Annotated in this window: 20 protein-coding genes; 16 read left to right on the top strand and 4 right to left on the bottom strand. The window is 64.3% G+C overall.

Annotation, left to right across the window (positions count from 1 at the left end):
* Positions 1-30: 30 nt before the first annotated feature.
* The 16 genes from AzCIB_RS22575 (at position 31) to AzCIB_RS22500 (ending at position 20,964) form a co-directional block, all read left to right on the top strand.
* Positions 31-1,389 carry an IS1182 family transposase gene (locus AzCIB_RS22575; RefSeq protein ID WP_050417858.1) on the top strand — a complete coding sequence of 453 codons (1,359 nt, stop codon included), beginning with the start codon at positions 31-33 and terminating at the stop codon, positions 1,387-1,389.
* A gap of 283 nt (positions 1,390-1,672) precedes the next feature.
* Positions 1,673-2,653 carry a WD40/YVTN/BNR-like repeat-containing protein gene (locus tag AzCIB_RS22570; protein ID WP_050417955.1) on the top strand — a complete coding sequence of 327 codons (981 nt, stop codon included), beginning with the start codon at positions 1,673-1,675 and terminating at the stop codon, positions 2,651-2,653.
* A gap of 13 nt (positions 2,654-2,666) precedes the next feature.
* Positions 2,667-5,090 (top strand): efflux RND transporter permease subunit, encoded by a 2,424-nt coding sequence (locus AzCIB_RS22565; RefSeq protein ID WP_050417954.1) that lies wholly within the window; start codon positions 2,667-2,669, stop codon positions 5,088-5,090.
* Positions 5,091-5,157: 67 nt separating this feature from the next.
* Positions 5,158-7,203, top strand: a complete 2,046-nt coding sequence (locus AzCIB_RS22560) for a DUF1302 family protein (protein ID WP_050417953.1) — start codon at positions 5,158-5,160, stop codon at positions 7,201-7,203.
* A gap of 27 nt (positions 7,204-7,230) precedes the next feature.
* Positions 7,231-8,544, top strand: a complete 1,314-nt coding sequence (locus AzCIB_RS22555; RefSeq protein ID WP_050417952.1) for a DUF1329 domain-containing protein — start codon at positions 7,231-7,233, stop codon at positions 8,542-8,544.
* Positions 8,545-8,808: 264 nt separating this feature from the next.
* Complete coding sequence (bbsA, locus tag AzCIB_RS22550; protein WP_050417951.1) at positions 8,809-9,243, top strand: benzoylsuccinyl-CoA thiolase subunit BbsA; 435 nt, start codon at positions 8,809-8,811, stop codon at positions 9,241-9,243.
* Between the two features lie 20 nt (positions 9,244-9,263).
* Positions 9,264-10,433, top strand: coding sequence for a benzoylsuccinyl-CoA thiolase subunit BbsB (gene bbsB, locus AzCIB_RS22545; RefSeq protein ID WP_050417950.1), 1,170 nt, complete (start codon positions 9,264-9,266; stop codon positions 10,431-10,433).
* A 13-nt stretch (positions 10,434-10,446) separates the two neighbouring features.
* Positions 10,447-11,199 (top strand): SDR family NAD(P)-dependent oxidoreductase, encoded by a 753-nt coding sequence (locus AzCIB_RS22540; RefSeq protein WP_050417949.1) that lies wholly within the window; start codon positions 10,447-10,449, stop codon positions 11,197-11,199.
* Between the two features lie 14 nt (positions 11,200-11,213).
* The gene (locus AzCIB_RS22535; protein WP_050418517.1) at positions 11,214-11,960 is read left to right on the top strand and encodes an SDR family NAD(P)-dependent oxidoreductase; all 747 of its coding nucleotides are present in this window, start codon (positions 11,214-11,216) and stop codon (positions 11,958-11,960) included.
* A 42-nt stretch (positions 11,961-12,002) separates the two neighbouring features.
* Positions 12,003-13,235 carry a CaiB/BaiF CoA transferase family protein gene (locus tag AzCIB_RS22530; protein WP_050417948.1) on the top strand — a complete coding sequence of 411 codons (1,233 nt, stop codon included), beginning with the start codon at positions 12,003-12,005 and terminating at the stop codon, positions 13,233-13,235.
* Positions 13,219-14,448, top strand: coding sequence for a CaiB/BaiF CoA transferase family protein (locus tag AzCIB_RS22525; protein WP_050417947.1), 1,230 nt, complete (start codon positions 13,219-13,221; stop codon positions 14,446-14,448). The genes AzCIB_RS22530 and AzCIB_RS22525 overlap by 17 nt, the downstream gene beginning before the upstream one ends.
* 79 nt (positions 14,449-14,527) lie before the next feature.
* A complete protein-coding gene (locus tag AzCIB_RS22520; protein ID WP_232299295.1) occupies positions 14,528-14,812 on the top strand; it encodes a hypothetical protein in 285 nt (94 codons plus the stop codon).
* Between the two features lie 52 nt (positions 14,813-14,864).
* A complete protein-coding gene (locus AzCIB_RS22515) occupies positions 14,865-16,085 on the top strand; it encodes an acyl-CoA dehydrogenase family protein (RefSeq protein WP_050417946.1) in 1,221 nt (406 codons plus the stop codon).
* A gap of 35 nt (positions 16,086-16,120) precedes the next feature.
* Positions 16,121-16,891: an enoyl-CoA hydratase/isomerase family protein gene (locus AzCIB_RS22510; RefSeq protein WP_050417945.1), complete on the top strand. Its 771-nt coding sequence runs from the start codon at positions 16,121-16,123 to the stop codon at positions 16,889-16,891.
* A 62-nt stretch (positions 16,892-16,953) separates the two neighbouring features.
* Complete coding sequence (locus tag AzCIB_RS22505) at positions 16,954-17,583, top strand: YbhB/YbcL family Raf kinase inhibitor-like protein (RefSeq protein WP_050417944.1); 630 nt, start codon at positions 16,954-16,956, stop codon at positions 17,581-17,583.
* A gap of 231 nt (positions 17,584-17,814) precedes the next feature.
* Positions 17,815-20,964, top strand: coding sequence for an EAL domain-containing protein (locus AzCIB_RS22500; RefSeq protein WP_050417943.1), 3,150 nt, complete (start codon positions 17,815-17,817; stop codon positions 20,962-20,964).
* 68 nt (positions 20,965-21,032) lie between these two features.
* On the opposite strand, the gene AzCIB_RS22495 is transcribed toward AzCIB_RS22500, so the two are convergent.
* The 4 genes from AzCIB_RS22495 to AzCIB_RS22480 are packed head-to-tail and all read right to left on the bottom strand — an operon-like array spanning position 21,033 to position 25,058.
* Positions 21,033-22,589: an amidohydrolase gene (locus AzCIB_RS22495; RefSeq protein WP_050417942.1), complete on the bottom strand. Its 1,557-nt coding sequence runs from the start codon at positions 22,587-22,589 to the stop codon at positions 21,033-21,035.
* Positions 22,586-23,530: an SDR family oxidoreductase gene (locus AzCIB_RS22490; protein WP_050417941.1), complete on the bottom strand. Its 945-nt coding sequence runs from the start codon at positions 23,528-23,530 to the stop codon at positions 22,586-22,588. Before AzCIB_RS22490 ends, AzCIB_RS22495 begins: the two co-directional genes overlap by 4 nt.
* A 23-nt stretch (positions 23,531-23,553) precedes the next feature.
* Positions 23,554-24,477 carry a DUF4037 domain-containing protein gene (locus AzCIB_RS22485; RefSeq protein WP_050417940.1) on the bottom strand — a complete coding sequence of 308 codons (924 nt, stop codon included), beginning with the start codon at positions 24,475-24,477 and terminating at the stop codon, positions 23,554-23,556.
* Entirely contained in the window at positions 24,474-25,058 is a 585-nt protein-coding gene (locus tag AzCIB_RS22480; protein ID WP_050418515.1) for a YgiT-type zinc finger protein, read from the bottom strand. The genes AzCIB_RS22485 and AzCIB_RS22480 overlap by 4 nt, the downstream gene beginning before the upstream one ends.

The raw sequence follows: 25,058 nt of genomic DNA, 5'->3' as shown, positions 1-25,058 counted from the left end.
AATGCCGTGTCACCCTTGGAGCCTGACTGCGTGAGCCGCTTCCGCCCGATCGACCGCCAAACGGACTACCTGCTGCCGCCGTCGGTGCAGGACTGGCTACCCGAATCGCACCTGGCGCGCTACGTGGTCGATGTGGTCGACGGGCTGGACCTGTCGGAACTGGAGCGAGCCTACGCCGGCCGTGGAAGCGACGCCTACCATCCGGCGCTGCTGCTGTCGCTGCTGATCTACGGCTACGCGACGGGGACGCACTCGAGCCGCAAGATCGAGCGGGCCACCTACGATTCGCTGGCCTTCCGCTTCATCGCCTGCGACCAGCACCCGGACCATGACACCTTGGCGAGCTTCCGGCGCCGCTTCGGCGAGCAGTTCGCCGATATCTTCGTGCAGGTACTGCAAGTGGCGCGTGAGAATCGGCTCTCGCGCTTTGGCACGGTGAGTCTGGACGGCTCCAAGATCCACGCCCACGCCAGTCGGCACAGCGCGCTCTCCTACGGACACGCCGAAAAGATCGAAGCCCAGCTCAAGGCCGAAGTGCAGGAAATGCTCAAGCTGGCCGAAGCGGCCGATCAAAGCAGCGTGCCCGAAGGCGTGGATCTGCCGGCGGAAATTGCGCGTCGCGAAGCGCGGCTGGCCGCCATCGCCGCCGCCAAGGCCAAGATCGAGGCGCGCGCCGCCGAACGCTTCGCGCACGAGCAGGCCGAGTACGAGGCCAAGATGGCCAAACGCCAAGCCAAGCAGGCGGCCACGGGCAAGAAGCCCGGTGGCAAGCCCCCCAAGCCGCCCCAGGCGGGTCCGGGCGCCGAGGACCAGATCAATCTCACCGACGAGGACTCGCGCATCATGAAAGTGGCCGGCGGCGGCTTCGAGCAGTGCTACAACGCCCAGGCGGTGGTCGATACCGAATCGATGCTGGTGATGGTCCCCCACGTCACCCAGGCGGGCAACGACAAGGAGCAGGTCGAACCGATGCTGACGCGCATCGGCGCCTTGCCCGAAGGGCTCAATCGGCCCGAACAACTGCTGGCCGACACCGGTTTCTTCAGCGAACGCAACGTCCAGTGCTGCCAGGACGCCGGGGTCGAACCGCTGATCGCCGTGGGGCGTGATGAGCACCATCCCGATTGGCGCAGCCGCTTCGACGAACCCGCGCCGCTCGAGCGCTCAGCCAGCCACGTCGAACAGATGAAGCACGCCCTCAAGACCCGCGCGGGCCGCGCGGCCTACGCGCTCAGGAAACAGACGGTAGAGCCGGTGTTCGGCATCATCAAGTCAGTGATGGGCTTCCGCCAGTTTCTGCTGCGGGGCTTGGACAACGTGTGCAACGAATGGACCCTGGTGTGCCTGGCGTGGAACTTCAAGCGCATGGCCGTATTGCGTCCGCAGTGAGAAAAAAGGACAGGGGCATTGTGATTTCGAACAAAAACCGCCGATTGGAGCCTGAAATGCCCATCGTCTCTCACAATGTGAAATCAATCCCTCGGCCGCGGTGCCCGCGAGCTTGAAGTCCGACAGGCTGCTAGGGAACAACTCTCTATTCGTTAGGTGTCCGCACCAATTGTTGGCGCGATATCCGAGGCCTACATTCCGACCGTCGGGGGATGGTTTCGCGTTGCAAGAGTAGGGGCCGCGTTAGGCGCGCCGACGACACCCGAACGGAGGAGACAAACTTATGAATATCGAGGCGAAGCCATGGTACCCCACGATTCTCGAGGTATCGCTTTGCATGATGCTTGCGGGATGCGGTGTATCGGCAGGTACGTCGAACATCAGCGCCGCCAGCTCTGCCGTAATCAAGCGGTCCGATGCCTTTCAGGCGGTTGCGGACAACGGGAAGACGACCATCGTGGTCGGCGCCAACGGCGTTGTGCTGACGTCCAATGATCGTGGCGTGAGTTGGACGCGACAACAACTGGATTCGAGTAGCTCGTTCATTGGTGTGACAGCCTGTCCGGACGGGAGCTTTGCTGCGCTGGATTTCTTTCATCGCGTGTGGGCCGCCGACGCGGCCGGTGGTGAATGGCTGGCTCGCGCGATCGACGAACCCGTCAACCCGCTCGCGATCACCTGCGACGCGACGAACCGCCTTTGGGTCGTCGGCAGCGGGAGCACGATTGCATCGAGTGTCGACCAGGGCGCGAACTGGAATATGACCGTTGTCGGCGACGACGCAATGCTCGCCAGCGTTCAGTTCCTCGACGAGCGCGAAGGTTTCGTTACCGGTGAATTCGGTGCGGTTTACCGCACCGTCGATGGCGGCGCGACATGGGAGGCACTGCCGAAGATCAGTGACGAGTTCTATCCGTATGCGGCTGTGTTCGTTGACCGTCAGCGAGGTTGGGTGGCGGGGCTCGCCGGGGTGGTCATGCAGACCACCGACGGCGGACAGAGCTGGATCAAGCAGGTCAATGAGGCGGGTGCGCCGATATACGGTTTGTCGCTGGACGGTGGTGGCGCGCCGGTGGGCGTAGGGATCAACGGTCTCGTGTTCCGGCTGAGCGGCGATCAGTGGAAGGTCGCCGATGCGCGCAGGACGACGTATTTGCGCGCCGCGATGCAGCTCGGCGAAGGGCGGGTTCTTCTCGCGGGTGGGGCAGGGGGCGTGGAGGTGACGACGCTCGTCGGCGACCACAAGGCTACGGCGAACAACTGAGCGAGGTTACGTGATGCGTCATCGTATTACCCATGCAGTCCATGAATTGGAGACTATCGTCTTCAGGTTTCCGCGTGCGATCCTCGCAGCAATCTTCCTGGTGACGGTCTTTTTTGCGCTCAAGGTTCCCGGACTGCAGATCTACTCGGCGTTCGAAGACCTGCTGCCGCAAAGCCACCCCTACATCAAGCTGCACAACGAGATTCGCGGCAGCTTCGGCGGTGCGAGCCAGATCGTCGTCGCGCTCGAGGTCGAGGACGGGGACATCTTCACCAATGAGACGTTGTCGCGCCTGCATCGGCTCACACAGGCGGTCGACAACCTGCCAGGCGTCAATCACAACCAGGTGTCGAGCCTCGCGCATCGCACGGTGCGCAAGATCTGGTTGACCGAGAGCGGTGAGATGATCTCGCGGCTCTACTACGATCCGGCGCAGCCGAAACTGACCGGCGAGGAACTCGCGACGCTCAGGACGGACGTCATGGCCAATCCGCGCGTCTATGGCCTGATGGTATCGCCGGATCTCAAGTCCGCGCTGATCAAGGCGCAGTTGAACGAGGCCGACAATATCGACTACGGCAAGACTTTTGCCGAGCTTCAGGCGGTGCGGGCGAGCGAGGCCGCGGACGGGGTGAGGATCTATGCAACCGGCAGTCCGGTGCTGATCGGCTGGGTTTACACGTACCTGTCTCAGATCATTCAGATCTTCCTGTACACGCTTGCGCTGATGGTGGCGCTGCTGGTGATCTATTTCCGGCGTCTGTACGGTGTGATGTTGCCGCTGCTGGGGGTGACATTGTCGTCGATCTGGGGCCTCGGTTTCGTCTCGCTGATGGGCTGGAATCTCGATCCGCTGAACTTGGTGATTCCGTTCCTCATTGCCGCTCGCGCGATGTCGCACAGCATCCAACTGGTCGAACGCTACTACTTTGAGCTTGGCCGGACGGGCGATTCGCGGCGAGCTGCGCGCGATGCGTTCGACGATCTGTTCAGGCCGGGATCGCTGGCGATCATCGTCGATACTGTCGGCATACTCGTGCTGACGCTCGGTGCCGCGCCGATCAACACGAAGATGGGTTATTACGCGGGCTTCTGGAGCTTCTCGGTGATATTCACGGTGCTCCTCGTCGTGCCGCTGCTGCTGCACGTGCTGCCGCCGCCGCGCGTCGCAGAAGCGCGTGAGAGCGTCCTGCGCAAAGTGATTGTCGGACTCTTCGGTGTGGTCGGCTCGCGTGGCGGATCGATAGCGGTGCTCGTCAGCGCAGCGGTGCTTGTTGCGATCGGATCGTGGCTGAGCCTCGGTGTGCAGATTGGCGAGGCCGAGCCGGGAAGCCCGCTGCTCTACCCCGAGCACGATTACAACGCGTCGTCGCGTGCGATCAATGAGCGCTTTCCGGGTTCGGAAGAGCTCTACGTCGTGGCGCGCACGGCCGAAAAGGGGGGGCTGAAGAATCCCGAGGTGCTGCGCGCGATCGAATCGTTCCAGAACACGATGCTGCACGATCCGAACGTCGGTGGTACGAAGGCGCTGCCGGGGCTGATCCGCTCTGTCAATGGCCTCATCCACAACACCGATCCGCGCTGGAACCAGATTCCGTCCGACGCGAACGAGATCGGGGGCCTGATGTTTACTTTCATGGCAGCAAGCCCGATCCCGGGCGCGTTGAACGAGTACACCAATTCCGACGAGAACCTCGCCAACGTGGTGTTTTACTACAAGGATCTCCAGGGGCAGACGATCGAGCGTGCGATAGCGCTGGCCGAGGCGGCCATCAGCGCGCCGGGGAATGCCGCCCCAGGACTGAGCATCGAGCTCGCCGGGGGGGCGATCGGGGTCAACGCGGCGATCAACGACGCAGTCAGGCACGATAACTTCCTCATTGTGCCGCTGGTGCTGACGCTCTCGTTCGCCTTCGTCTGGGCCTTCTACGCATCGCTGCACGCGGGATGGCTGATGGTGTTGCCGATGACCTTCGCCACGGTGCTGACCTATGCGTACATGAGCGTGATGCATATCGGCATGAACGTGAATACCGTACCGGTTATCGCGGTTGGTATTGGCGTCGGCATCGATTACGCAATCTACATCATGAACCGGATCCGCGAGGAAATGGCGGCTCTGCAGGATCTCGCGCAGGCGGTGATGAAGGCGATCGCGACGACCGGTTTCGCGGTCTCCTTCACGGCAATGACGCTGATTGCCGGCGTCGTCATGTGGATCGTGCTGTCGGATCTGCGCTTCCAATCCGACGCCGCTCTTCTGCTGTGCCTGATGCTGGTTTTCAACGTGGCGGCCGCTACGTTGCTCGTGCCGGCGTGGGTCATGATCTTCAAGCCGCGCTTCATCACGGCAGTCTATCTCGACGAGGACCAGGTTCTCCAGGTCCGCGAGCGGGGGTGGAAAGCGGACTGCACATTGATCGCACAACCGGCGTAACGGCGCCCGATCCGGTGCAAGACTCGAACCCAACTCGAATCCGGTCTTTCAGGGGAGGACAAGCGGTATGAAGACAGCAAGGGATATTTCGCGCCCGAAATTGAGCGTTCTCGCCGCCGCACTGTCGCTGACAGTGGGTGGGGCGGTGCAGGCAGCGGATGAAAATCTTCCGGATCTGGCTAGCAGCACAACGCCATGGGTCGCCGACGTGTATTACGAAAACCACACCGCGCGGCGGAGTCGGGCGGGGCTCGCGAAGTTCCGCAACACCCTGCAGGTCGAAGCCGACAGGCAGATGGGAGACGGCTGGGCTTTTCGCGGCATCCTGCGCGGTAGCTGGGATGGCGTGTATCAGTTGAACAAGGATGAGTACGGGCGCAACGCAGGTGGCGCGATCACGCTCGAGAACACAGCGGCACCGTTGTTGCCGCCTGTGCCGACGACCGCCGGCACGCCTCTCAACCTGACGCAGGTGCCGCACGGCGGCGGGATCAACAACCCGATCGGCACAGCGATCGGCTTGCCGCCGACTAACGCTTTGGGCTTCGATCTGGCGGCGAATCCGAACGATGGCATGCGCGTGCTGGGCGACCGTTGGCACAGGCCCGAGCGGGGCGCGGTCTTCGGCGTCCCAGTCCGGCCGTGCGACCGCGATTCGCGAGGCTGCCGCGACTTCGGCGGCTACGGGGATCTGAATCTGCGGGAACTCGAGACGCCGGAGTTCAACGATCGGCTCGATTTCCTGCGCGAATTTTATGCGAAGAAGACATTTCCGCTCGCCGATGGCACTGAGCTTTTCCTGAAGCTCGGTCGGCAGCAGGTGGTGTGGGGGCGCACCGATCTGTTCCGCGTGCTCGATGTCATCAATCCGGTCGACTACTCGCGCAACAATATTTACGATGAGTTGCAGGATATCCGCATCCCGATGTGGATCGCGCAGGCCGAGTACCGTATGGGCGCGAGCGAGTCGATGCAGGACCGCAACGTGCAGGTAGTGTGGAATTTCGACAAATTCCGGCCGAACAACCTCGGACAGTGCGGCACTCCGAACGTGATGCTCGACGCGGCTTGTTTCTTCCGCGGCTTCGCGAACCTGTGGGACAACGGGGGAACCGTTGCGAACTTCAGTCCCGTTCCGGCGGGGACTGCCGGCGCCTGGGCTGCGACGGATTTCGGGCCGCATCAGATCGGCGTCCGCAAAGTGCATCTGCCCGCGTGGTCGCTCTCGAACACGCAACTGGGCGTCAAGTACGAGGGGATCACGCAGGGCGGCCTCGCGTTTTCCCTGAATGCGCTGACCTACCGTTCGCAACTTCCAAGCCTGCATGCGTTCAGCGCTGGCGCCGTGAACCCCTTCACCGGCGGGACGGGCAATACGACCCCTCCGGCGGCCGGTGTTCCGGTGAGCCACCTGATCGCGTTCGACATCCATTACCCGCGGGTGAACCTCGTTGGCGGTTCGCTGGATTTCCAGATTCCCGATGCGAATGCAGCCATTCGTATGGAAGGCGCGCTGACGCATGGCGAGGAGTTCGTGAACACCGCGCGGCGCGAGTTGTACTCGAAGAACAGGGTGCTGCGCACCGTTATCGGAGTCGACCGGCCGACCTTCATTCCGTTCATCAGCACGACGCGGGCAACGCAGATTTCTGCGCAGTTGTTCTGGCAGCACATAATCGATCACGAACGACATGATGGCCCGCTTGGTACGGTGGGCATCGTCGATTGGGAAGACAACTTCATCGGCACGCTGCTGATCAAGGGATTCCTCGCCGGGGATCGGGTCAGCCCGCAGGTGATGGTGGCACGCGACTTCCGTGCCAAGGCACTCACCGTCGCGCCTCAGATCGAGTGGAGCGTCACCGACGACTTCAAGGTCACCCTCGGTGCCAACTTTAAATATACGAACGGGAGTAGCCACTACAAGTTCGACGACGCCCGTTCGTTCAACCCCTATCCGCCCTTCACGACCTATACGGCCGCGGGCCAGCCGTTTGTCCCGGGATCGGCGGGCTTGCCTGGTTTCGAGCCGACCGCACGCTTCCGCGCCGGACCGATCGGAACAGCGGTTGCGGAAGACGATATCTACGTGATGGTTCGCTACAAGTTCTGACGCACCATTTAAGAGGAGACAGTGGAAATGACCAGACATATTGCAGGGCATGGGGTGATCGTAGTGGCGCTGGCCTGTGCGGCGGGAACGCCGCACGCGGCGACCGAAGCGGATATCGAGAAATCCTTCTTCCCGTACATGCATGCCCTGCCGACGGCTCCCGGTGTTGCGCCCGGAACGGTGATCAACCAGGGGAACGTCGCGAATTTCGAGGGGGTCCTCGACCCGGGAATGCAGCGGTACATTCGGGAAGGGGCGGTCGAGATCACTGTCGGAGCAACGACCTCGTTCGACACCAATAAGAGCTATGTCGACGCGACCAAGGTGAACGCCGGCAAGGTGAAGCTCGGTGCAAAACCGGGTGAGCTGGTCGGCTATGTCGCAGGGCGTCCTTTCCCTGAAGAACCCGATGCAAAGGACCCGCGGGCCGGCGAGAAGCTTGCGTGGAACAACCGCTATGGCATGAACGCGTACGACGGCCTGGCGATCTCGCCGTTTTACTGGAAGTACATTAACATGGACAGCGGCAAGGTCGAGCGCAATATCCTGTTCGGTTTTCATTTCTTAAAGTATACGCATCGAGTAAGCCAGGCTCCGGTGCCGGAAATTACGCCGAACCCGTCGAAACTGTATCGCGCGACCTACGTGAAAGTATATGAACCGCAGGATGTCAAGAACACACAGCTGCTGATCCAGCGCTACGAGGACGACACGAAGCTGGACGACGCTTATCTCTATCTCGGTTTCCAGCGCCGCGTGCGCCGGTTGTCGACCGGACAGACTACGGACGCCTTTCTCGGCTCAGACATCATGATCGAGGACTTCGAGGGCTATAACGGCCGTATTTCGGACATGAACTGGAAGTACCAGGGCACGGCGAACATACTGATGCCTTTTTACAACCATAACGACATGAAGCTGTCCGATGAATACAAAGAGCCGGACGGCTACAAGTACGTCGCCTTCGGCGGAAAGGGCGGGTGCTTCCCCAGCGTCACGTGGCAGTTGCGCAAGGTGCACATCCTCGAATCGTCTCCGATCGACACCAATCATCCGGTGAGCAGACGGGTGCATTACATGGACGCGCAAACCTCGGTAATTAGCATGTCGCTTGTGCATGACCGCAAGGGTGATTTGTGGAAGACGTATGTTGTCGGATGGACGCATCCCGACTTCCACCTGGCCAAGAACAAGGGCAGCGGCATAACTCCGTTCGATGCGTTCACCATGATCGATATCCAGGCGAAGCACTGCACGACCGGACAGCTCAAGGCGCAACTGGACGCTCAGATGGTCCCGGTCAGCCTGTTTAACGTCCAGAACATGCGTGGCGGAAACTGAGTAGAAGATTTTTCTCGGGGTTCCTCTCCTCCCGTGGGAACTTTGCGCGCCTTTCGGCGCGTTTTTTTTACAGCCGAAATTGGCAGGGTATCCGCGCCTGTGCGGCCAGATTGTCGACACCGCCGCTCGACGTGAATTTCCGCCTTGGCGCGTGCGGGTGGGGGTTACCCTTAACAGTTAGGTGTCCGCACCAATTGTTGCGCCGCAACCAGGCGCGTTTAATTGGATCTACGTTGAAAATGAAACAAATGCTGCGGAGGCGTCATGTCAGATCAAAAGCCGAACAAGAAACCGGAGAAGAAGCCGGATATCACATTCTTTCATCCGGACCTGCTCGAGGTGCCCGCGGACGGCGGCGCGCCGTATCTCAAGGGGTATCGCTGCAAGGGGTGCGGCCAGCTGGATTTCCCCAAGCTGAGTCCGTGCCCGAGTTGCTGGGGCGAGGAGTTCGATGTCGTGCCGCTAAGCCGACGCGGGAAGCTCTACAGCTTCAGCGACAATTTCATTGGTCAGGCGGGAATGAAAACGCCATATTCGTTCGGCTACATCGATCTGCCCGAGAACCTGCGGATTTTCGCGCAGCTGGAAGGCGAGCCCGGCAGCTTCCGCTGCGACGAGGAGGTCGAACTGACCGTGGGGCCCGTTCGCGACAACCGCGACGGCGTTCCGCTGATCAGCTACAAGTTCCGCAAGGCATAAATCTCGGTGGGTGAAAGAAAATGAAACTGCAGCGCAAGGTCTATATCGCCGGGGTCGGCGAAACGAAATTCGGGCGGCACGAGGTCGATTTCGATGTGCTGGGCCGTGCCGCGGCATTCGAGGCGCTGAAGGCGTCGAATATCGACCGTCCGACGATGGTGCAGAGCGCCTACGTCGGCAATGGCACCAACGGAATGGTGATCGGTCAAACCGTGCTCAAGGATCTGGGCATGTGCGGACATCTTCCAATCATGACAGTCGAAAGCGCATGCTCCGCAGGGGGTATGGCAGTGCATCTGGCGGTGCGGGACGTGGCGATGGGGCTTGCCGACGTCGCGATCGGCATCGGCTGCGAGAATCACACGCTGCACATGGCGCAAGGCACTGCCTTTGCAACGGCCATGTCGGATATCGAAACGGTGCACGGCGCGGTCATGACCGGCAAGTACGCGATGCGCGCGCAGCGTTACATGTACGAGACCGGGGCCACGGCCGAGGATCTGGCGATGATCACCGTGAAGAACCGCCGCCACGCGACCAACAATCCGTATGCGTGGTTCAAGGGTGAGATTTCGGTCGAGGAGGTCGTCAATTCGCGCGTCGTCGCGTCTCCGCTGACGCTGCAGCAATGCTGTGGCATCGCCGATGGCGCCGGGGCGGTCGTCGTGTGCTCGGAAGAGATGGTGAAGAAGTTGGGCATCGACAAGCCGATTCTGGTGGCGGGCTCGGTCGTGCGGTCGGGGCCTTACCACAACCGGCCGCGCGACATAACGGGCGACGACATCACCGAGGAAACCGCAGCGCAGCTCTATGAAGAGTCGGGCATCGGTCCTGAGGATGTGAATATCGTCGAACTGCACGACGCTTTCACGATTGCCGAGCTGCTGTACTACGAATGCCTCGGCCTGTGTCCGAAGGGCGAAGGGCTGAAGTTCCTGCGCGACGGCAACACGACGCACGGGGGCAAGTGTGTCGTCAGTCCGCGTGGCGGCATGCTCTCGTATGGTCACCCGATCGGCGCTTCGGGGGCCGCCCAGATCGCCGCGAGCGTCAAGCAGATGCGCAACCAGTGTCCCGGCTATCAGGTCGATCCGGTGCCGCGTGTGGCGATGACGCACGTTACGGGTGGCGGGCTGTCTGGCACGGAACACGCGGCTTGCACGATGCACATGCTGGTGCGCGGCTGGTAACTGGGAGACGGCGATGGAATCGAAAGGCAAAGAAAGGGTGGCTCTGATCGTCAATGCCGACGATGCGGTGGGCGAGGCGGTTGCGCTGCGGCTCGCCGCGCCGGGTGTGCAACTCGCGCTCGTGGGCGCGGACGCCGGCCGGCTCGACGCTCTCGCATCGCGGCTGGCCGAGAAGGGGGTGGCGGTGATCGCGGTGGTGACGGGCGCAGTCGAGCCCGGTTCGATCCGCGATGCGGTCGCGCAGGTGATGGCGCGCTACGGGCGGATCGACATCTTGGTGCAGAACGAAAGCGTACTGACCGCCAAGGCGCTGCAGGACATTTCCGATGCGGACGTCGGCGCGGCGCTCGGCGCCGGCATCGCGGGCCCGTTCCACTACCTGCGCGAAGTCGTTCCGCTGATGCGCAAGTGTGGCTTCGGGCGCGTGGTCAATATCAGCGATATTCGTTATCTCGGCCTCGCGGCGAGCGCCAACGTCGCCGCTGCGCGTGCGGGTCTGTTCGGGCTCACACGGGCGCTCGCGCTCGAATCGGCGCGAGACGGCGTTACGGTGAGCACGGTCGTCATGGGCGATCTCGACACCGACGCGACGCCTGTGGCGGAGCGGGAAAAGCTCGCCGCCGGCATTCCCGTGAAGCGCTTGGGCAGGCCCTCTGACGTTGCCAACGCAGTCGGCTTTCTTGCGAGCGATAGTTCGAAGTACGTGACCGGGCAGACGCTTTTCGTCTGTGGCGGAAAGAGCGCGTACTTTTCGATGTCGATTTGATCACGGGGGCGGCAATGGGAATTCGCAACAGGGTCGCGCTGATCACAGGGTCGGCGAGCGGCATGGGTAGGCAGACGGCATTGCGCTTCGCCGAGCAGGGTGCGGCCGTCGTTATCAACGACATCAACGCGGAGAAGGTGCACGCGACGGTCGATGAGTTCAGCCGAAAGGGACATCGCGCGCTCGGCGCCGTCGCCGACATTAGCGACAAGGCGGCGGTCGACGCGATGGTGCAGCAGACGGTGAATGCCTTCGGCCGCATCGACATCCTCGTGAATAACGCGGGCATGGAGCGGGCCGGCGCGCTGCGCAAGCTTAGCGAGGCGGACTGGGATGTCACGCTCAATGTCAATCTGAAGGGCACCTTCCTGTGCTCGCAGGCGGTGCACGGCCACATGGTCGAGAACAAGCACGGGCGCATCGTCAACATCGCCTCCCGCGCATGGCTCGGCGGCGCGGGGCAGACTCCGTATTCGTCGGCGAAGGCCGGCGTCGTCGGCATGACGCGTACGCTTGCGATCGAGCTCGGCCGCGCCGGGATCACCGTCAATTGCGTTGCTCCGGGGCTGATCCACACGCCGATGTGGGAGGAACTGCCGGAGAAGGATCGGCAGTTCCTGTTGTCGCGGCAGCCGACCGGAAAGCTGGGCGATCCCGACGACATCGCCAACACGCTGCTCTTCCTCGCCGACGACGAGACGGGTTTCGTCACCGGCCAGGTGCTCTACGTGTGCGGCGGACGAAGCCTGTTCGCAGGCTGACGGCGGGTGCGCGCGACCCTCGACGGGCAGGAGAAATGTGAGATGGGACAGGACTTTTCGCGATTCAGGGTGCTGGACTTGACCGGCGAACTCGGGCCGTACGCGGCCAAGATGTTCGCCGGGCTGGGTGCTGACGTGATCCACGTGGAGTCGCCCGCGGGCGATCCGATGCGCCGCGTCGGCCCCTATTTCCGCAATGAACCCGGTGTGCAGGCGAGTCTACCGTACCTCTATTACAACGCGGGCAAGCGCGGCCTCGCGGTGGACCTCGAGAATGAGGAGGGGCGTGCGGTGTTCCGCCGGCTATGCGGCAGCGCCGACCTGCTCGTTGAGAGCTGCCGCTCGGGTTATCTGGACGGGCTCGGCCTGTCCTACGATGTGCTGAGTCGCGACAACGCCAGTCTGGTGCAGACCTCGGTCACTCCGTTCGGGCGCACCGGGCCGCTGGCGGCTTATCCCGGTTCGGATCTGACGTGTTCTGCGCTGAGCGGCTTTCTCTATCTCGCGGGCGTAGATGGCGACAAGCCGGTGCGCGCGCCGGACAACCAGGCGTACCGGATGGCCGAGGCGTATGCGGCCGTCGGTAGTGCGATCGCGCTGTTCAGCGCGCAGCGTACCGGGCGGGGCCAGGTGGTCGACGTGGCCTGCATCGAGGCCGAGGCGATGGCGCTCGAGAATGCGGCGCAGTTCTGGGACCTCGAGGGCAAAATCCGGCGCGGACGCGGGCGCGAGGCGGGCTGCGGGACACTGCATCCGTGCGTCGACGGCTACATCATGCTGGTCGCCATCATGGGGCGCAACAAGGGCATGTGGACGCCCTTCGTGCGCTGGCTCGAGGCCGAAGGGGTCGAGGAATGGAAGCTTCTCGACGACGACAAGTGGATCGATTTCGCGTACCGGTGCTCGACCGAGGGCTACGCGACCTTCTGCCGCGTCTTCGAGCGCTATACCAGAACCCGCAGCAAGGCCTACCTGTATGAAATGGGGCAGCGCTTCAGCGTCTCGGTGACGCCAGTCAGTAACGGCCGGGATCTGCTCGCGAACCCCCAGCTCTTGCACCGGAAATTCTGGAAGACTCAGTTCAACGAAACGCTCGGTGCGGACATTACCTACCCGGGCGCGCCGTACGAGTTCGGCGAGTTGCAATGGCAACTCGGACGCAATGCCCCGCGCATCGGTGAGCACACGCGGGAAATACTAACCGAATGCGGCTATTCGGGACTCGAGATCGATGAACTCGTGCGAACGGGGGCGGTATATGTTGAACAGCGTTGAGGGTGCCCTGGAGGGCATTGTCGTGTGCGATTTTTCGTGGGTCGGCGCTGGGCCGATCGCCACGAGCGTGCTGGCGCAATGCGGCGCGGACGTTATCAAAATCGAAAGCGTCAAGCGTCCCGACATACTGCGCCGTGGCGAGCCGTTCAAGGACGGCATCGGCACCGGCCTCGACCGCAGCGGCTACTTCGCCGCGCGCAACGCGAACAAGCGGGACATCGCGCTCGACATGAACAACCCGCTTGCGCGCGAGGTGGCGGTCCGGCTGATCGCGAAGAGCGACATCGTCATCAATAACTTCCGCGTCGGCCAGATGGAGAAATGGAAGCTCGGCTGGGAGGACGTGCAGAAGATCAATCCGCGCGCGATCTACGTGACGATGAGCATGCAGGGCACCGATGGCCCGCACAGCCGCTACATGGGCTACGGCGTGAACCTCAACGCGCTGTGCGGGCTGACGGCGCGTGCCGGCTTCCCCGGCGAGTTGCCCTTCGGCACCGGCACGAACTATACGGATCACGTGATGGTACCGACACATACCTTGTTTGGGATCATGGGGGCGCTGCTTGAGCGGGAGGTCAGCGGGCGCGGCCAGACCGTCAGCCTGTCGCAGCTCGAATCGGCGATCTGCATGACGCCGAGCGCGCCAATGGCCTTCGCCGCCAACGGCGAGGCGCTCGGGCCGCTCGGCTACGGCGATCCGGAAGCAGTCCCGCACGGTATCTATACGACCCTGGGCTACCGCAAATGGATCGCGATCGCGGTCTTCGACGATCTTCAGTGGGCGGCGCTGCGGCGCGTGATGGGCAATCCGCCGTGGGCCGAGGAGGAGCGTTTCGCGACTGCCGCAATGCGACGCCGGTATGAGGTCGAGCTGAACGAGCGCATCGAATGCTGGACTGCGCAGCAGTACGGCGATTGGTTGATGGAGGCGCTGCTGAAGGTGGGGATCCCGGCAGGCGAGGTGCGGGATGCCCGCGAGGCGATCGAGGATGAGCATATGCGACGCCGCGGCTTCTGGGCTTATCTCGATCACCCCGAGGTCGGCGTCACGCTCTACAACCGCGCACCGATCGTGTTCTCGCGTACCCCGCTGGAAATGAAGACCGCTGCGCCGGCGATCGGGCAGCACACCCGCGATGTGCTCGGCGAGATGCTCGGCTATTCGCAGGACGAAATCGAGAATCTGGTCAGTCAGGAGGTGTTGGTGTGACTGTTGACGACCAGTGATGCGGGCGACCGTCGAGGCAGTCGCGTGACGGACGCGGATCGAGCCAGGAGGAGGACGAATCATGTACAAGCAACAACTGCGACAAGCCAGCGTCGGCAATTCCGCGCCAGCCGGTATCTCGCATCACGAGTGCCCCGAGTGCGGCATGACGGTGGCCATGGGCGAATACCACCCCTATGCGGCCTGCCTCATGGTCGGCGGCTGTCACGACTCGGCGATGATCCGCGAGGCGCTGATGGCTGTTTTCGAGGACGGCGTCAAGGCCGCTGCCGAGAAATGCCGCAACAACGGCAGCACGTCGATCGCGGACATGTTCGAGTCTTTGATGCGCTCCGACGCCGAATGAAGAAGCAGTTCGACGGATCGGCCCCGATAACTACAGGACAAGAGACGAAAAAATGGATTTTTCCTTATCCGAAGAACAGATGATGCTCAAGGAGGTGGCCCGGCGGTTCACCGCCAACGAGCTGATGCCGCTGGAAAAGGTCTTGCTGGAGCGGGAGATGCGGATGTGGACCGACGGGTACACGCTGCTGCCGGCCGCCGATCATGCTCGGCTGATGAACATGACCAGGGAGATGGGCTTCTGGGGCATCGAGGTCGACGAGAAACTTGGTGGACAGGGGCTCGGCATGTTCGCCAAGACCCTCGTTGTCGAGGAAATGTCGAAGTCGTTGATCGGTTTCTCGCATCACGGCTTCACGCTGCCGCCCGATGCCCCTAACCTCTATTACCTCGACGAGTGCGGCACGCCGGCGCAGCGTGAGAAATACCTGCGACGCTACTGCCGCGGGGAGATCGAATCCGCAATGATGGCGACCGAACCGGGCGCGGGCTCCGACATCAGCGGCCTCACAACCACGGCGGTGCGCGTTGACGGGCAGTGGGTCATCAACGGGTCGAAGATCTTCATCAGCAAGTGCGACAAGGACGATCTGTTCTTCATCTGCATCGCGGTGACTGACAGGGAGGCGGCGACCAAGCGGCGCTTGACTGCCTTCATCCTCGACAAGGATACGCCGGGACTGCGCATCGGCGCCGAGATTCCGGTGATCGGCGCGATGCCGACCTGGACCGTCTATCTCGATAACGTGCGGGTCGGCGACGACGCAGTGTTGGGCGAGGTCGGCGATGCCTTCATTCCGCTGCAGAACCGCTTCGGCGTGCGGCGGATCGAACTCGCGGCGCACTGCACCGGCATGGCCGAGCGGCTGATCCAGATGATGATCGAGCAGGCGAACCTGCGGAAGACCTTCGGCGAGCCGCTCGCCGAGCGTCAGACGGTGCAAAACTGGATCGCCGATTCGACCGTCGAACTCGAGCAGGTCCGGCTGCAGCTCTACTACACCGCCTGGAAGTCGGATCAGGGCCACAAGGATCTGCGCATCGAGGCGTCGTCCCTGAAGATCGCCGCGACCGAAATGCTCACGCGTGTCGCCGACCGCGCGATCCAGTTGCACGGTGGCCTCGGATTGTCGCGCGAGCTGGGCATCGAATACGTCTCGCGGATGGTGCGGATCTGGCGGATCGTCGAGGGCGCATCTGAAATTCATCGCATGTCGATCGCTAAGAAGTTGCTCGCGGACGGCCGCACCTACAGTCCGTTCATGGCCGCCTGAGGCGGGCCGGAGTAAAGGAAGAGAGGAGAACAGCAATGCCGGTAACGCTGGAAGTAAAGAATCACGTCGCCTACGTCACCCTGAACCGTCCGGAAGCGATGAACTCGCTCGACCCGGAATCGACCTGCGATCTCGCCGAAATCTGGGCGCGCGTGCGTACCGACCCCGACATCCGCGTGGCCGTGTTGTCCGGTGCTGGCGAAAAGGCGTTCTGCACAGGCACGGACATGAAGAAGGCACCGCCGCCCACCGAGTGCATGGCAGCGACCTATCTGCGCGAGGGCCAGCCGATCCTGCCGCACATGAAGATGTGGAAGCCGATCATCGCCGCGATCAACGGCTACGCGGTGGGTGGCGGGCTCGAGATGGCGCTTGCGTGCGACATGCGGATCGCCTCGTCGAATGCCAAGTTCGGGCTGACCGAAGTGAAGGTCGCGAGCCTCGCCGGCCTCAACGGCACGCAGGCGCTGCCGCGCGCGATCCCGCAGGCGGTGGCGATGAAGATGCTGCTGACGGGCGAGATGATCTCTGCGGAGGAGGCGCTGCGCTACGGGCTTGTCAGCGACGTGGTCGAGCCGTCGGCGCTCGCGGACCTGGCGCGAACGTACGCGGAGAAGATCGCCAGCGCGGCGCCGCTGAGCGTGCAGGCGACCAAGCAAGCCGCGGTGCTGGGCCTGGATATGCCGCTCGAGCATGGGATCCTGTACTCGCACCTGCTGTGGGGCGTGCTGCGCGATACCGAGGACCGCAAGGAAGGTTTCAAGGCCTTCGGCGAACGGCGCGCGCCCGAATTCCGCGGCGCCTGACAGGCATCACCTGAATGGCGGAGCGGCCGGGCGAGGGCCGCTTCGCGTGCAGGAGACACACCATGCGTCTGACCAGCAGTTTCGGCGACAACCGGCGCCTGCCGGACCGCAACGCCTTCGCGGTGGTGGACGCCGAACGCCGTTTCCGCTTCGGCGCCAACCGCAGCCCGGCCTTCACGTGGAACGAGCCGCCGGCCGGCACGCGTTCCTTCGTGCTGCTGTGCCACGATCCGGATGTGCCGAGCCGTTTCGAGCAGATCAACCGCGACGATATCGTGATTCCCGAGTCGATGCCGCGCGTCGACTTCTTCCACTGGGTGCTCGTCGATCTGCCTGCCGCGTACCGCGGCGTCGCCGAGGGGAAATTCTCCGACGGCGTCATGCCGCGTGGAAAGCCGGGGCCCGCGGCGCGGCACGGCGCACGGCACGGGCTCAACGACTTCACGCGCGGCTTTGCCGGCGACGAGCACATGGCGGGGCTGTACTTCGGCTACGACGGTCCGTGCCCGCCGTGGAACGACGAGCGCGTGCACCGCTACGTCTTCACGCTCTACGCGGTCGATTTCGATCGTTGTCCGCTGGAGGGGCGGTTCACCGGGCCGGACGTGCTGCGGACGATCGAAGGGCATGTCCTCGGCCAGGCGTCCCTGACCGCACGCTACAGTCTTAATCCGCGGCGCAGCGCCGGCTGAGCCAGGGAGTGCCCTTGGCCGCGCGAGGCGCAGTATGCGGAACCGCGGAATCAATCGGCCGAGCAATTGTCGAACAAACGATATGGGTCGTCCGACCACCAGCCCTCGTTCATTACCTCGGAACGGCGCCTCGCAGCACATTGTGGCCCGGGAAGTGCAACTGCGTATCGGATCCCCTCGTAACGTGACCCCGGGCAGCCGGCGGCAGGGTTCGGCCGTAGAAGGTAACGCATGTCGACGTTCGATCGTCAGTTATTCTCCGAGGCGTCAACGGTTCGCGTTCGCGATTCGGTCCTCAACGAGTCCGACGACGATGCGACATTTCGGCAGAAACTGGCACGCATCATCCTCGACGGCATGTTCGAGTTCGTGGGGCTGCTCGACCCGGAAGGCCGGATCGTCGATATCTCCCGGCGGGCGCTCGACGGGGCCGGCGTGCAGCTCGATGACATACGGGGCAAGCCTTTCTGGGAAGCGCGCTGGTGGGCCGTGTCGGAAGAGTTGCGCGAGGTCGCGCATGATCTCGTGCGACGGGCGCGGACAGGCGAATTCGTCCGATGCGATCTCGAAGTGTACGGGGCCGCCGCGGGCAAGGAGCGGGTCGTCATCGACTTCTCGCTGCAGCCGGTGCGGGACGAGCAGGGGCGGGTCGTCTTTCTGCTGCCGGAAGGCCGCAACATCACCGAGAAGAAGCACGCAGAGATCGAGCTCGCGCACAAGAACGCGGAATTGCAGCAGCTCATTGACAAAGTGCGTCAGCTCGACGCGCTGAAGAACGGTTTCTTCGCCAACCTGAGCCACGAGTTGCGCACGCCGCTGGCGCTGATCATGGGGCCTGCCGAGTCGATGTTGGCGCACGGGGACAATCTCACCGACTTGCAGCGCCGCGACGTCGGAGTCATCCATCGCAACGCGGCGATGCTGCTCAAGCAGGTCAATGAGTTGCTCGACCTCGCAAAGCTCGACGCCGGCCAGCTGCGGGCGAACTGTCTGCAGGTCGATCTTGCACATCTGGTCCGCACGGTTGCGGCCCATTTCGAAGCACTCGCGCCGCAGCGTTCCGTCGCTTACGAAGTGGCGACGCCCGCTACGCTTGTCGCCGCAGCGGATTCCGAAAAGATGACCCGCATCGTGCTGAACCTGTTGTCCAACGCCTTCAAATTCACGCCGATCGGCGGGCGAGTCCGATGTGCGCTCGAAGCCCTGGGGGCAGACCGCGTGCTGCTCCGCGTGAGCGATAGCGGGCCGGGCGTGGCGCCGGACATGCGCCCGGTCATCTTCGATCGATTCGCACAGGGGCGGGGCGGCGAAATGCGCGGATTCGGGGGAACCGGACTGGGCCTCGCGATCGTGAAGGAATTCGCCGAACTGCACGGGGGAACGGTGGCGGTATCGGACGCGCCCGAAGGCGGTGCGCTGTTCGAGGTGCAACTGCCGCGGCGATCGGCGGTCGCGCCCGGGCGCGAAGCCGGACCTGCGGCGGACGAGTTGCGGGACATCGATGCGGTCATCGGGGCCGTGAAGCCCTTCGACGCGGTGAAGGCGGTTGAGCGCGATCGGCCCGCGGCGGACGACCTGCCGCTCGTCATCGTCGCCGAGGACAATGCCGACATGCGGCAATACATCGTCGAGGTGCTCGGCGCCGACTATCGCGTCGCGCCGGCTGCCGATGGGGCGGCGGCCCTCGCGCTGGCGCTCGCCGAGCCGCCGGACCTCGTCGTCACGGATCTGGTGATGCCGACGCTCGACGGCGATCAACTGGTGCGCGAACTGCGCGCCCGCCCGGCGCTCGCCCAGCTGCCGGTGCTGATGCTTTCGGCGAGCGCCGATGCCGAGCTGCGCTTGAAACTGCTGGCCGAATCGGTGCAGGACTATGTCACCAAGCCGTTCTCGCCGCACGAGCTGCGCGCCCGCGTGCGGAACCTGGTGACGATGAAGCAGGCGCGCGACGCCTTGCAGCAAGAGCTCGCGACCCAGAACGTGGACCTCGTCGCCTTGGCCCGGCAGCTCATTTCGAACAAGCGGTCGCTGCAGCGCAGCCTCAAGGCTCGCAAGGTCGCCGAGGAAAGGGTCCGGCACCTCGCGTTCTTCGACGCCACCACCGATCTGCCCAATCGCGCGCAGCTCACGGAGATGCTGCAGCAGGCGGTCGCCGCCGCGCGTGCCGCCGGCCGGCCATTCGCCTTGCTGATCGTTTCGCTGGAGCGTTTCAAGGAGATCACCTACACGCTGGGCCAGACGCACGGCGACCGCCTGCTACAGGATATCGGCCCGCGGATCCGGTCCGTACTGCACCCGGACGACGCGCTCGCCTATTGCGGCGACCGCGAATTCGCCGTGCTCTGTCCCGGTCTCGGCGCCCAGGCCGCCTCGGAACTGGCCGAGCGCCTCGTCGCCCGCTTCGAGGAAGCGTTCGAGCTTGCCGATTTCGGCATTGAGATCGGCGCCAACGTCGGCCTCGCGATCTTTCCCGGTCATGGCGACGAAGCGGGAGTCCTGATGCGCCACGCGGAAGTCGCGCTCTACCGCGCGCAGCAGGACGGAAAGTCCCACTCGCTCTACAGCGCCGAGCAGGATCCGTACAATCCGCGCCGCTTGCAGCTGATGGGGGAATTGCGCGCGGGGATCGCAAGGCGCGAACTGGTGCTCTACTGCCAGCCCAAGCTCGATCTCAATACCCGCGAAATCGTCGCGCTCGAAGCCCTGACGCGCTGGCAGCATCCGTTCTACGGCCTCATTTCTCCCGATGGTTTCGTCCCGCTCATCGAGAGCACGGGACTCATCGCGCCGCTCACGCGCTGGGTCGCAGACGCCGCTCTGGCGGCCTGCCACCGCTGGCAGCAGAAGCGTTTGCGCGTGCCGATCGCGATCAACCTGTCGGCGCGCAATCTGGCCGATCCGCGCCTGAACGAATACCTGCAGAACGCGCTGATCACCTGGGGCGCGGAGGCGCGCTGGATCGAACTCGAGATCACGGAGAGCTCGATCATGGTGGATCCGCATGCTGCCCAAACGACGCTCGGTCGCCTGAGCGACCGGGGCTTTCGCATCGTCATCGACGATTTCGGCACCGGCTGGTCGTCGCTCGCGTATGTGCAGAAACTGCCCATCGATGCGATCAAGATCGACAAGTCGTTCGTGCTTCCGATGCTGCAAGACCGCGATGCCGGAGTGATCGTGCATTCCACGATAGAGCTCGGCCACAGCCTGGGTATCCGGGTGATTGCCGAAGGCGTCGAGAACCGGGAAATCTTCGAACGCCTGATCGCCCTCGGATGCGACGAGGCGCAAGGCTATTACGTCGGCCCGCCGATGCCGGTGGGCGACTTTGACGGATGGGTCAAGGCGGCGCCGTGGCCGCTCAGGGCGAACGGGCAGTAGCGCCGTAAGCGGCCGCTGCCCGGCGCGGTTCCCGTATGGCCCCGTGCGCAGCGGATGCGCTTGCGGCGCTAGCGCGCCCACACCACCCGTCCGCCGATCAGGGTCATCGCGACGCGAGCCCGCGCCAGGTCGGCGGCTCCAGCCCAATCGCCTGCGCCTTCGATCAGCACGAGGTCGGCGCGCCGGCCGGCTGCGATCGTCCCGGTCGCGTCCTCATCGCCGCTCGCGCACGCGCCGCCCCGGGTGTAGAGACGCAGCGCCTCGGCGAGCGCAATCGCTTCTTCGGCGGCAACCGCGCGGCCTGCATCGTCGCGCCGTGTGACGGCGGCTTTCAGGCCTTCGAGCGGCGCACAGGACGCGAGCGGCGCATCGGAGCCGAACGCGAGCGGGATGCCGTGGCGCAGGAAGGAGCGGAACGGGAAGAGCGGGGGCTGCGCCGGGTCGGGCGGAGAGGCATGCAGCGCCGGCGCGGCCAGCGGCAGCAGCGCGGGCTGGGCGACGACGATCGCGCCGCTCGCGGCGACGCGGTCCAGCCATTCGCGCGGGCAGGCCGGGCAGTGCTCGAAGCGCGGCCGCAGCGACGGTGTGAGGCCGGCCTCGTCCAACCATGCGAGCGTGTTGAGCGAGCGGTCGAGCAGCACGAGGTCCGGCACGTGGAATGCGAGCTGGAACCCGGCACAGTGCGCCGCGAGCGCGGTGGCGTCGAGCAGCGCCTGCGGCGGATCCGGATCGCCCGTGCTCTCGTCGAGCGCGATCTTCGCCGCGCCGATGCGCAGCGCTTCCGGCGCGCAGTCGCGATGGGGGCTTCCGGTGCGCAACCCCAGCTCGGCGAACGCTTCGATGCTGTCGGCGCCGACGCACAAGGATACGCGCGGTGTGACAAGGCCGCGCCGCTTGTAGTCGGCCATCGCGTGCCAATGTGCAGGCGTGTTCGACCAGCTCGTGTCCTGCAGGGAGGTGATCCCCGATTCGAGGAAGACGCGGTCGGCAGCGCGCAATCCAGCCTCGACCTCGTCGGGCGCGAGCGGCGGCAGCGCGGCGGCGACCTGGGCGTGGTTGCCGGATACGATGCCGTTGACGTGGCCGCTCGCGGAGTCGCGGTGAATTGCGCCGGCGTCGGACGAGCGCGCGGACTCATCGATGCCGCATAGCGCGAGCGCGCGGCTGTTGAGCACGCAATGTTGCCCGCTGCGCTCGACGACGATCACCGGATGGGCGGGCGACGCGAGGTCAAGCTCCCAGCGGTTCGGCAGCCGTCGCTCGGCAAGAGTCGCGGGGTCGCAGTTCGCCGCGCGCAGCCAGTTGCCGGGGCGCGTCTCGACCGCACGGGCGCGCAGGGCGTCGACGAGATCGGCGATACTCGCGACGCGCGGCGGCCCGCAATCGACATGGCGGGTTGTCATCGCAAAGGCGACCGGGTGGCAGTGCGCGTCGTTGAAACCCGGAATCAGGGTTGCCCCCTGGCAGTCCACGACCTGCGTGTGCGGGCCTGTGAGGGACGCGCGCGCCGAGCGGTTTCCCACGTGCAGGATACGACCATTGCGGATGGCGACGAGGTCCGCACCGTGAGTCGGCGCTCCGGGCGTGAAGGCAACGAGATTGCAAAGGATCAGGTCGGCATTCATGGCGCCACGCCAACTGCGGCCTCGCGTCGTTTCGTCATCAGGTAGTACTTCAGCGCCTCACGCAGGCCGACGTGGAAGGGCGTGTGCTCGAACCCGAAAAGACGGTCGATCTTCGCGCCGCTGTAAAGAAGCGGCCCGTCGAGCGGGAAGGGCAGCGGAATGTTGCGGCGCGTGATTTCCCCGACCGGCAGCGGCAAGGTTTCGACCGGCTTGCCGACGATCCCGCCGAGCGCCTCGACGATGCGCGAGTAGGTCACCGCCTCGCCCGAGGCGAGATTGAAGGTCTCCCCGACCACGCCGGGCTCTCCGATGCAGCGCCACAGGAGGCGCGCCATATCCACGACCCAGATGAAATTGAACGACGACCGCGTGGGGTCGGGTATCACGATGGGTTCGCGGTTACGCAGGCGGTCAAAAAAATACGTCTCGCGCGGTGCGTAGTTGTAATAGCCATAGATGATCGCCGGCCTCAGCACAGTAAGGCCGATCCCCAGTCGCTCGCATTCGCGCCGGGCCGCGTCTTCGGCGAGGCATTTCTCATAGCCGTAACCGGCGTATTCGCCCAGTTCCGGCTGCGGACCGTCGAGCAGGGGGGCGTTCTCGTCGAGCGGCCCGCCGCTTGGGTTCCGGTAGACGGTCGTCGTGCTGATCAGCAGAAACTGGCGAACCCGACCGCGCAGATTCCCGAGCAGCGTTTCAACGTGAGCGGGCGTGTAGGCGCAGAAATCGACAACCGCGTCCCATTCGCCACCGGGGATCGCATCCCGGACCTCCTCGGGGTGCTCGCGGTTGCCGACATGCTCGGTGACGCCTTCCATGCGCAGCGGGAAATGGCCGCGGTTGAAGACGTGCAGCTCGGCGCCGGGCATCTTCAGCGCTTCCTCGACGAATACCCGGCCGGAAAAATAACTGCCGCCGATCACCAGTACGCGTTTCGTCATGAAGGGTCTCCGTTGGCGCTCGCTCAGCCGACCAGCACGCTCAGGCGCCGCAAAGCGGGGTCGTGGATGCGCTCGTGGATCAGCGGACCGTGATCGACGAGAAAGCGGCTGTCTGAGCTGGTCAGCCCTTCGGCCTGCAGTTCGGCGATCGCTGCCGCGCACAGCGCGTCGATGTGCGCCCGCTTCTCGTCGGCATCGCCCGCAGACACCAGGGCCTTGACCTGCGCATGGACGACGCGGCCCAGCCGCGGCAGAGCGAGCAGGCCGCGATGCAGCCACTTGTAATACGGTGCATAGCGGCGGTTCAGCAGGTAGACGAGGGACATCAGATCGTTGCAGAACTTCGTCTCCGCGTATCGCGCCGCGAACACCTCGCCACGTGCGAGCACGCGGGCGAAGTTGTACTGCCCCGACTGGCCGATCGACATGCAGCGGGCACCGATCTTGGCGAGCCTGACATCGTCGGGATAGAACGAGAGTAGTCGGCGGCGGCGCCGCGAGAAGTCGTCGAGCGGGTCGTGGAAGACGCGGCCGGCGGTGCAGGCTGCCAGATCCTTTTCCGGAATGCGCAGCCAGTCGAAAAGCGTCTGCGGGCCGTCGGGGTGGCGGACGTATTGCTTGTACCAAGCGCCGGTCTCGAGCACCCCGACCCGTCCGCTGCCCCATTCGGTCACCGCGCGCCCGAAGCCGGCGAACGACTTCGGCAGCCGCTCGTAGGCCCGCTGCAGCGCGGCGCCGATCGCGGCGTGGTCTGCGTCGGTGAGCCACAGGCAGAAGCCCGGACCCCAGTCGTGGTCGCGCGACTGCTCATCGTCGAACCCGAGGCAGTCGGAGCCATCGCCAGCGAGTCCGACCGCGATGCGCTCGCGCCAGGCGGCGAATTCACCATCGAGCAGGTCGCCGCCGTAACGCTCGAAATACCGCTCGGCGAGGGTCAGGCCGTTCACAGCGCAGCCGCGAAGTCGATCACGCCGACGGTCTCGCTGCCGGTGAAGGCCTGCTGCGCGATCAGTGCGTCGAGCCGTCGGCCGACCTTGGCGTCGACGTATTTTTCACCGCACTGCTGGCACAGTCCGGCGGGCACCTTCTTGATGACGTACAGGCGTCCTTCCAGGCGGTAGTCGAAATTGCCGACAGTCACCTGCTTGATGGCTCCGCCGCAGAAGTAGCAGGTCGTGATCGGATCGGACATTGCAGCTATCCCCTCGGAGCGATGCAAGGCGGTGCGCCACAAGGGCGGCGCCGGGACGTAGGCGTGCGTGACGACAAGCCCGCCATCGGCCTGTGGTGCAGCGATCACGTGCACCGCTTTGCCGTCGTGGACGGCGCACAGCAGGTAGGCCGGGACTCGCTCAACGTGCCTGTGCTCCTCGATGATGCGGCCGGTGCGTAGCGCCGCTTCGATCTGCGCCCCGTTGACGGATCCGGCCATCAGCGAGCGGATCACGTGTTCGGACAGCACGTAGCGCGAGGCTTCGGCGCGTGCGGCGATCCACTCGGTTTCGCGGCCGGGGGCGGGAAGGGGCAT

The organism is Azoarcus sp. CIB (assembly GCF_001190925.1).
Taxonomy (GTDB): domain Bacteria; phylum Pseudomonadota; class Gammaproteobacteria; order Burkholderiales; family Rhodocyclaceae; genus Aromatoleum.
This window is presented reverse-complemented; position numbering and strand designations above follow the sequence as displayed.

Coding starts and splice junctions, on each gene's coding strand:
- AzCIB_RS22540 (WP_050417949.1), top strand. CDS start 10,447: ATGGAATCGAAAGGCAAAGAAAGGGTGGCTCTGATCGTCAATGCCGAC.
- AzCIB_RS22520 (WP_232299295.1), top strand. CDS start 14,528: ATGTACAAGCAACAACTGCGACAAGCCAGCGTCGGCAATTCCGCGCCA.
- AzCIB_RS22500 (WP_050417943.1), top strand. CDS start 17,815: ATGTCGACGTTCGATCGTCAGTTATTCTCCGAGGCGTCAACGGTTCGC.
- AzCIB_RS22515 (WP_050417946.1), top strand. CDS start 14,865: ATGGATTTTTCCTTATCCGAAGAACAGATGATGCTCAAGGAGGTGGCC.
- AzCIB_RS22555 (WP_050417952.1), top strand. CDS start 7,231: ATGACCAGACATATTGCAGGGCATGGGGTGATCGTAGTGGCGCTGGCC.
- AzCIB_RS22505 (WP_050417944.1), top strand. CDS start 16,954: ATGCGTCTGACCAGCAGTTTCGGCGACAACCGGCGCCTGCCGGACCGC.
- AzCIB_RS22480 (WP_050418515.1), bottom strand. CDS start 25,058: ATGCCCCTTCCCGCCCCCGGCCGCGAAACCGAGTGGATCGCCGCACGC.
- AzCIB_RS22495 (WP_050417942.1), bottom strand. CDS start 22,589: ATGAATGCCGACCTGATCCTTTGCAATCTCGTTGCCTTCACGCCCGGA.
- AzCIB_RS22510 (WP_050417945.1), top strand. CDS start 16,121: ATGCCGGTAACGCTGGAAGTAAAGAATCACGTCGCCTACGTCACCCTG.
- bbsB (WP_050417950.1), top strand. CDS start 9,264: ATGAAACTGCAGCGCAAGGTCTATATCGCCGGGGTCGGCGAAACGAAA.
- AzCIB_RS22565 (WP_050417954.1), top strand. CDS start 2,667: ATGCGTCATCGTATTACCCATGCAGTCCATGAATTGGAGACTATCGTC.
- bbsA (WP_050417951.1), top strand. CDS start 8,809: ATGTCAGATCAAAAGCCGAACAAGAAACCGGAGAAGAAGCCGGATATC.
- AzCIB_RS22525 (WP_050417947.1), top strand. CDS start 13,219: ATGTTGAACAGCGTTGAGGGTGCCCTGGAGGGCATTGTCGTGTGCGAT.
- AzCIB_RS22535 (WP_050418517.1), top strand. CDS start 11,214: ATGGGAATTCGCAACAGGGTCGCGCTGATCACAGGGTCGGCGAGCGGC.
- AzCIB_RS22490 (WP_050417941.1), bottom strand. CDS start 23,530: ATGACGAAACGCGTACTGGTGATCGGCGGCAGTTATTTTTCCGGCCGG.
- AzCIB_RS22560 (WP_050417953.1), top strand. CDS start 5,158: ATGAAGACAGCAAGGGATATTTCGCGCCCGAAATTGAGCGTTCTCGCC.
- AzCIB_RS22570 (WP_050417955.1), top strand. CDS start 1,673: ATGAATATCGAGGCGAAGCCATGGTACCCCACGATTCTCGAGGTATCG.
- AzCIB_RS22530 (WP_050417948.1), top strand. CDS start 12,003: ATGGGACAGGACTTTTCGCGATTCAGGGTGCTGGACTTGACCGGCGAA.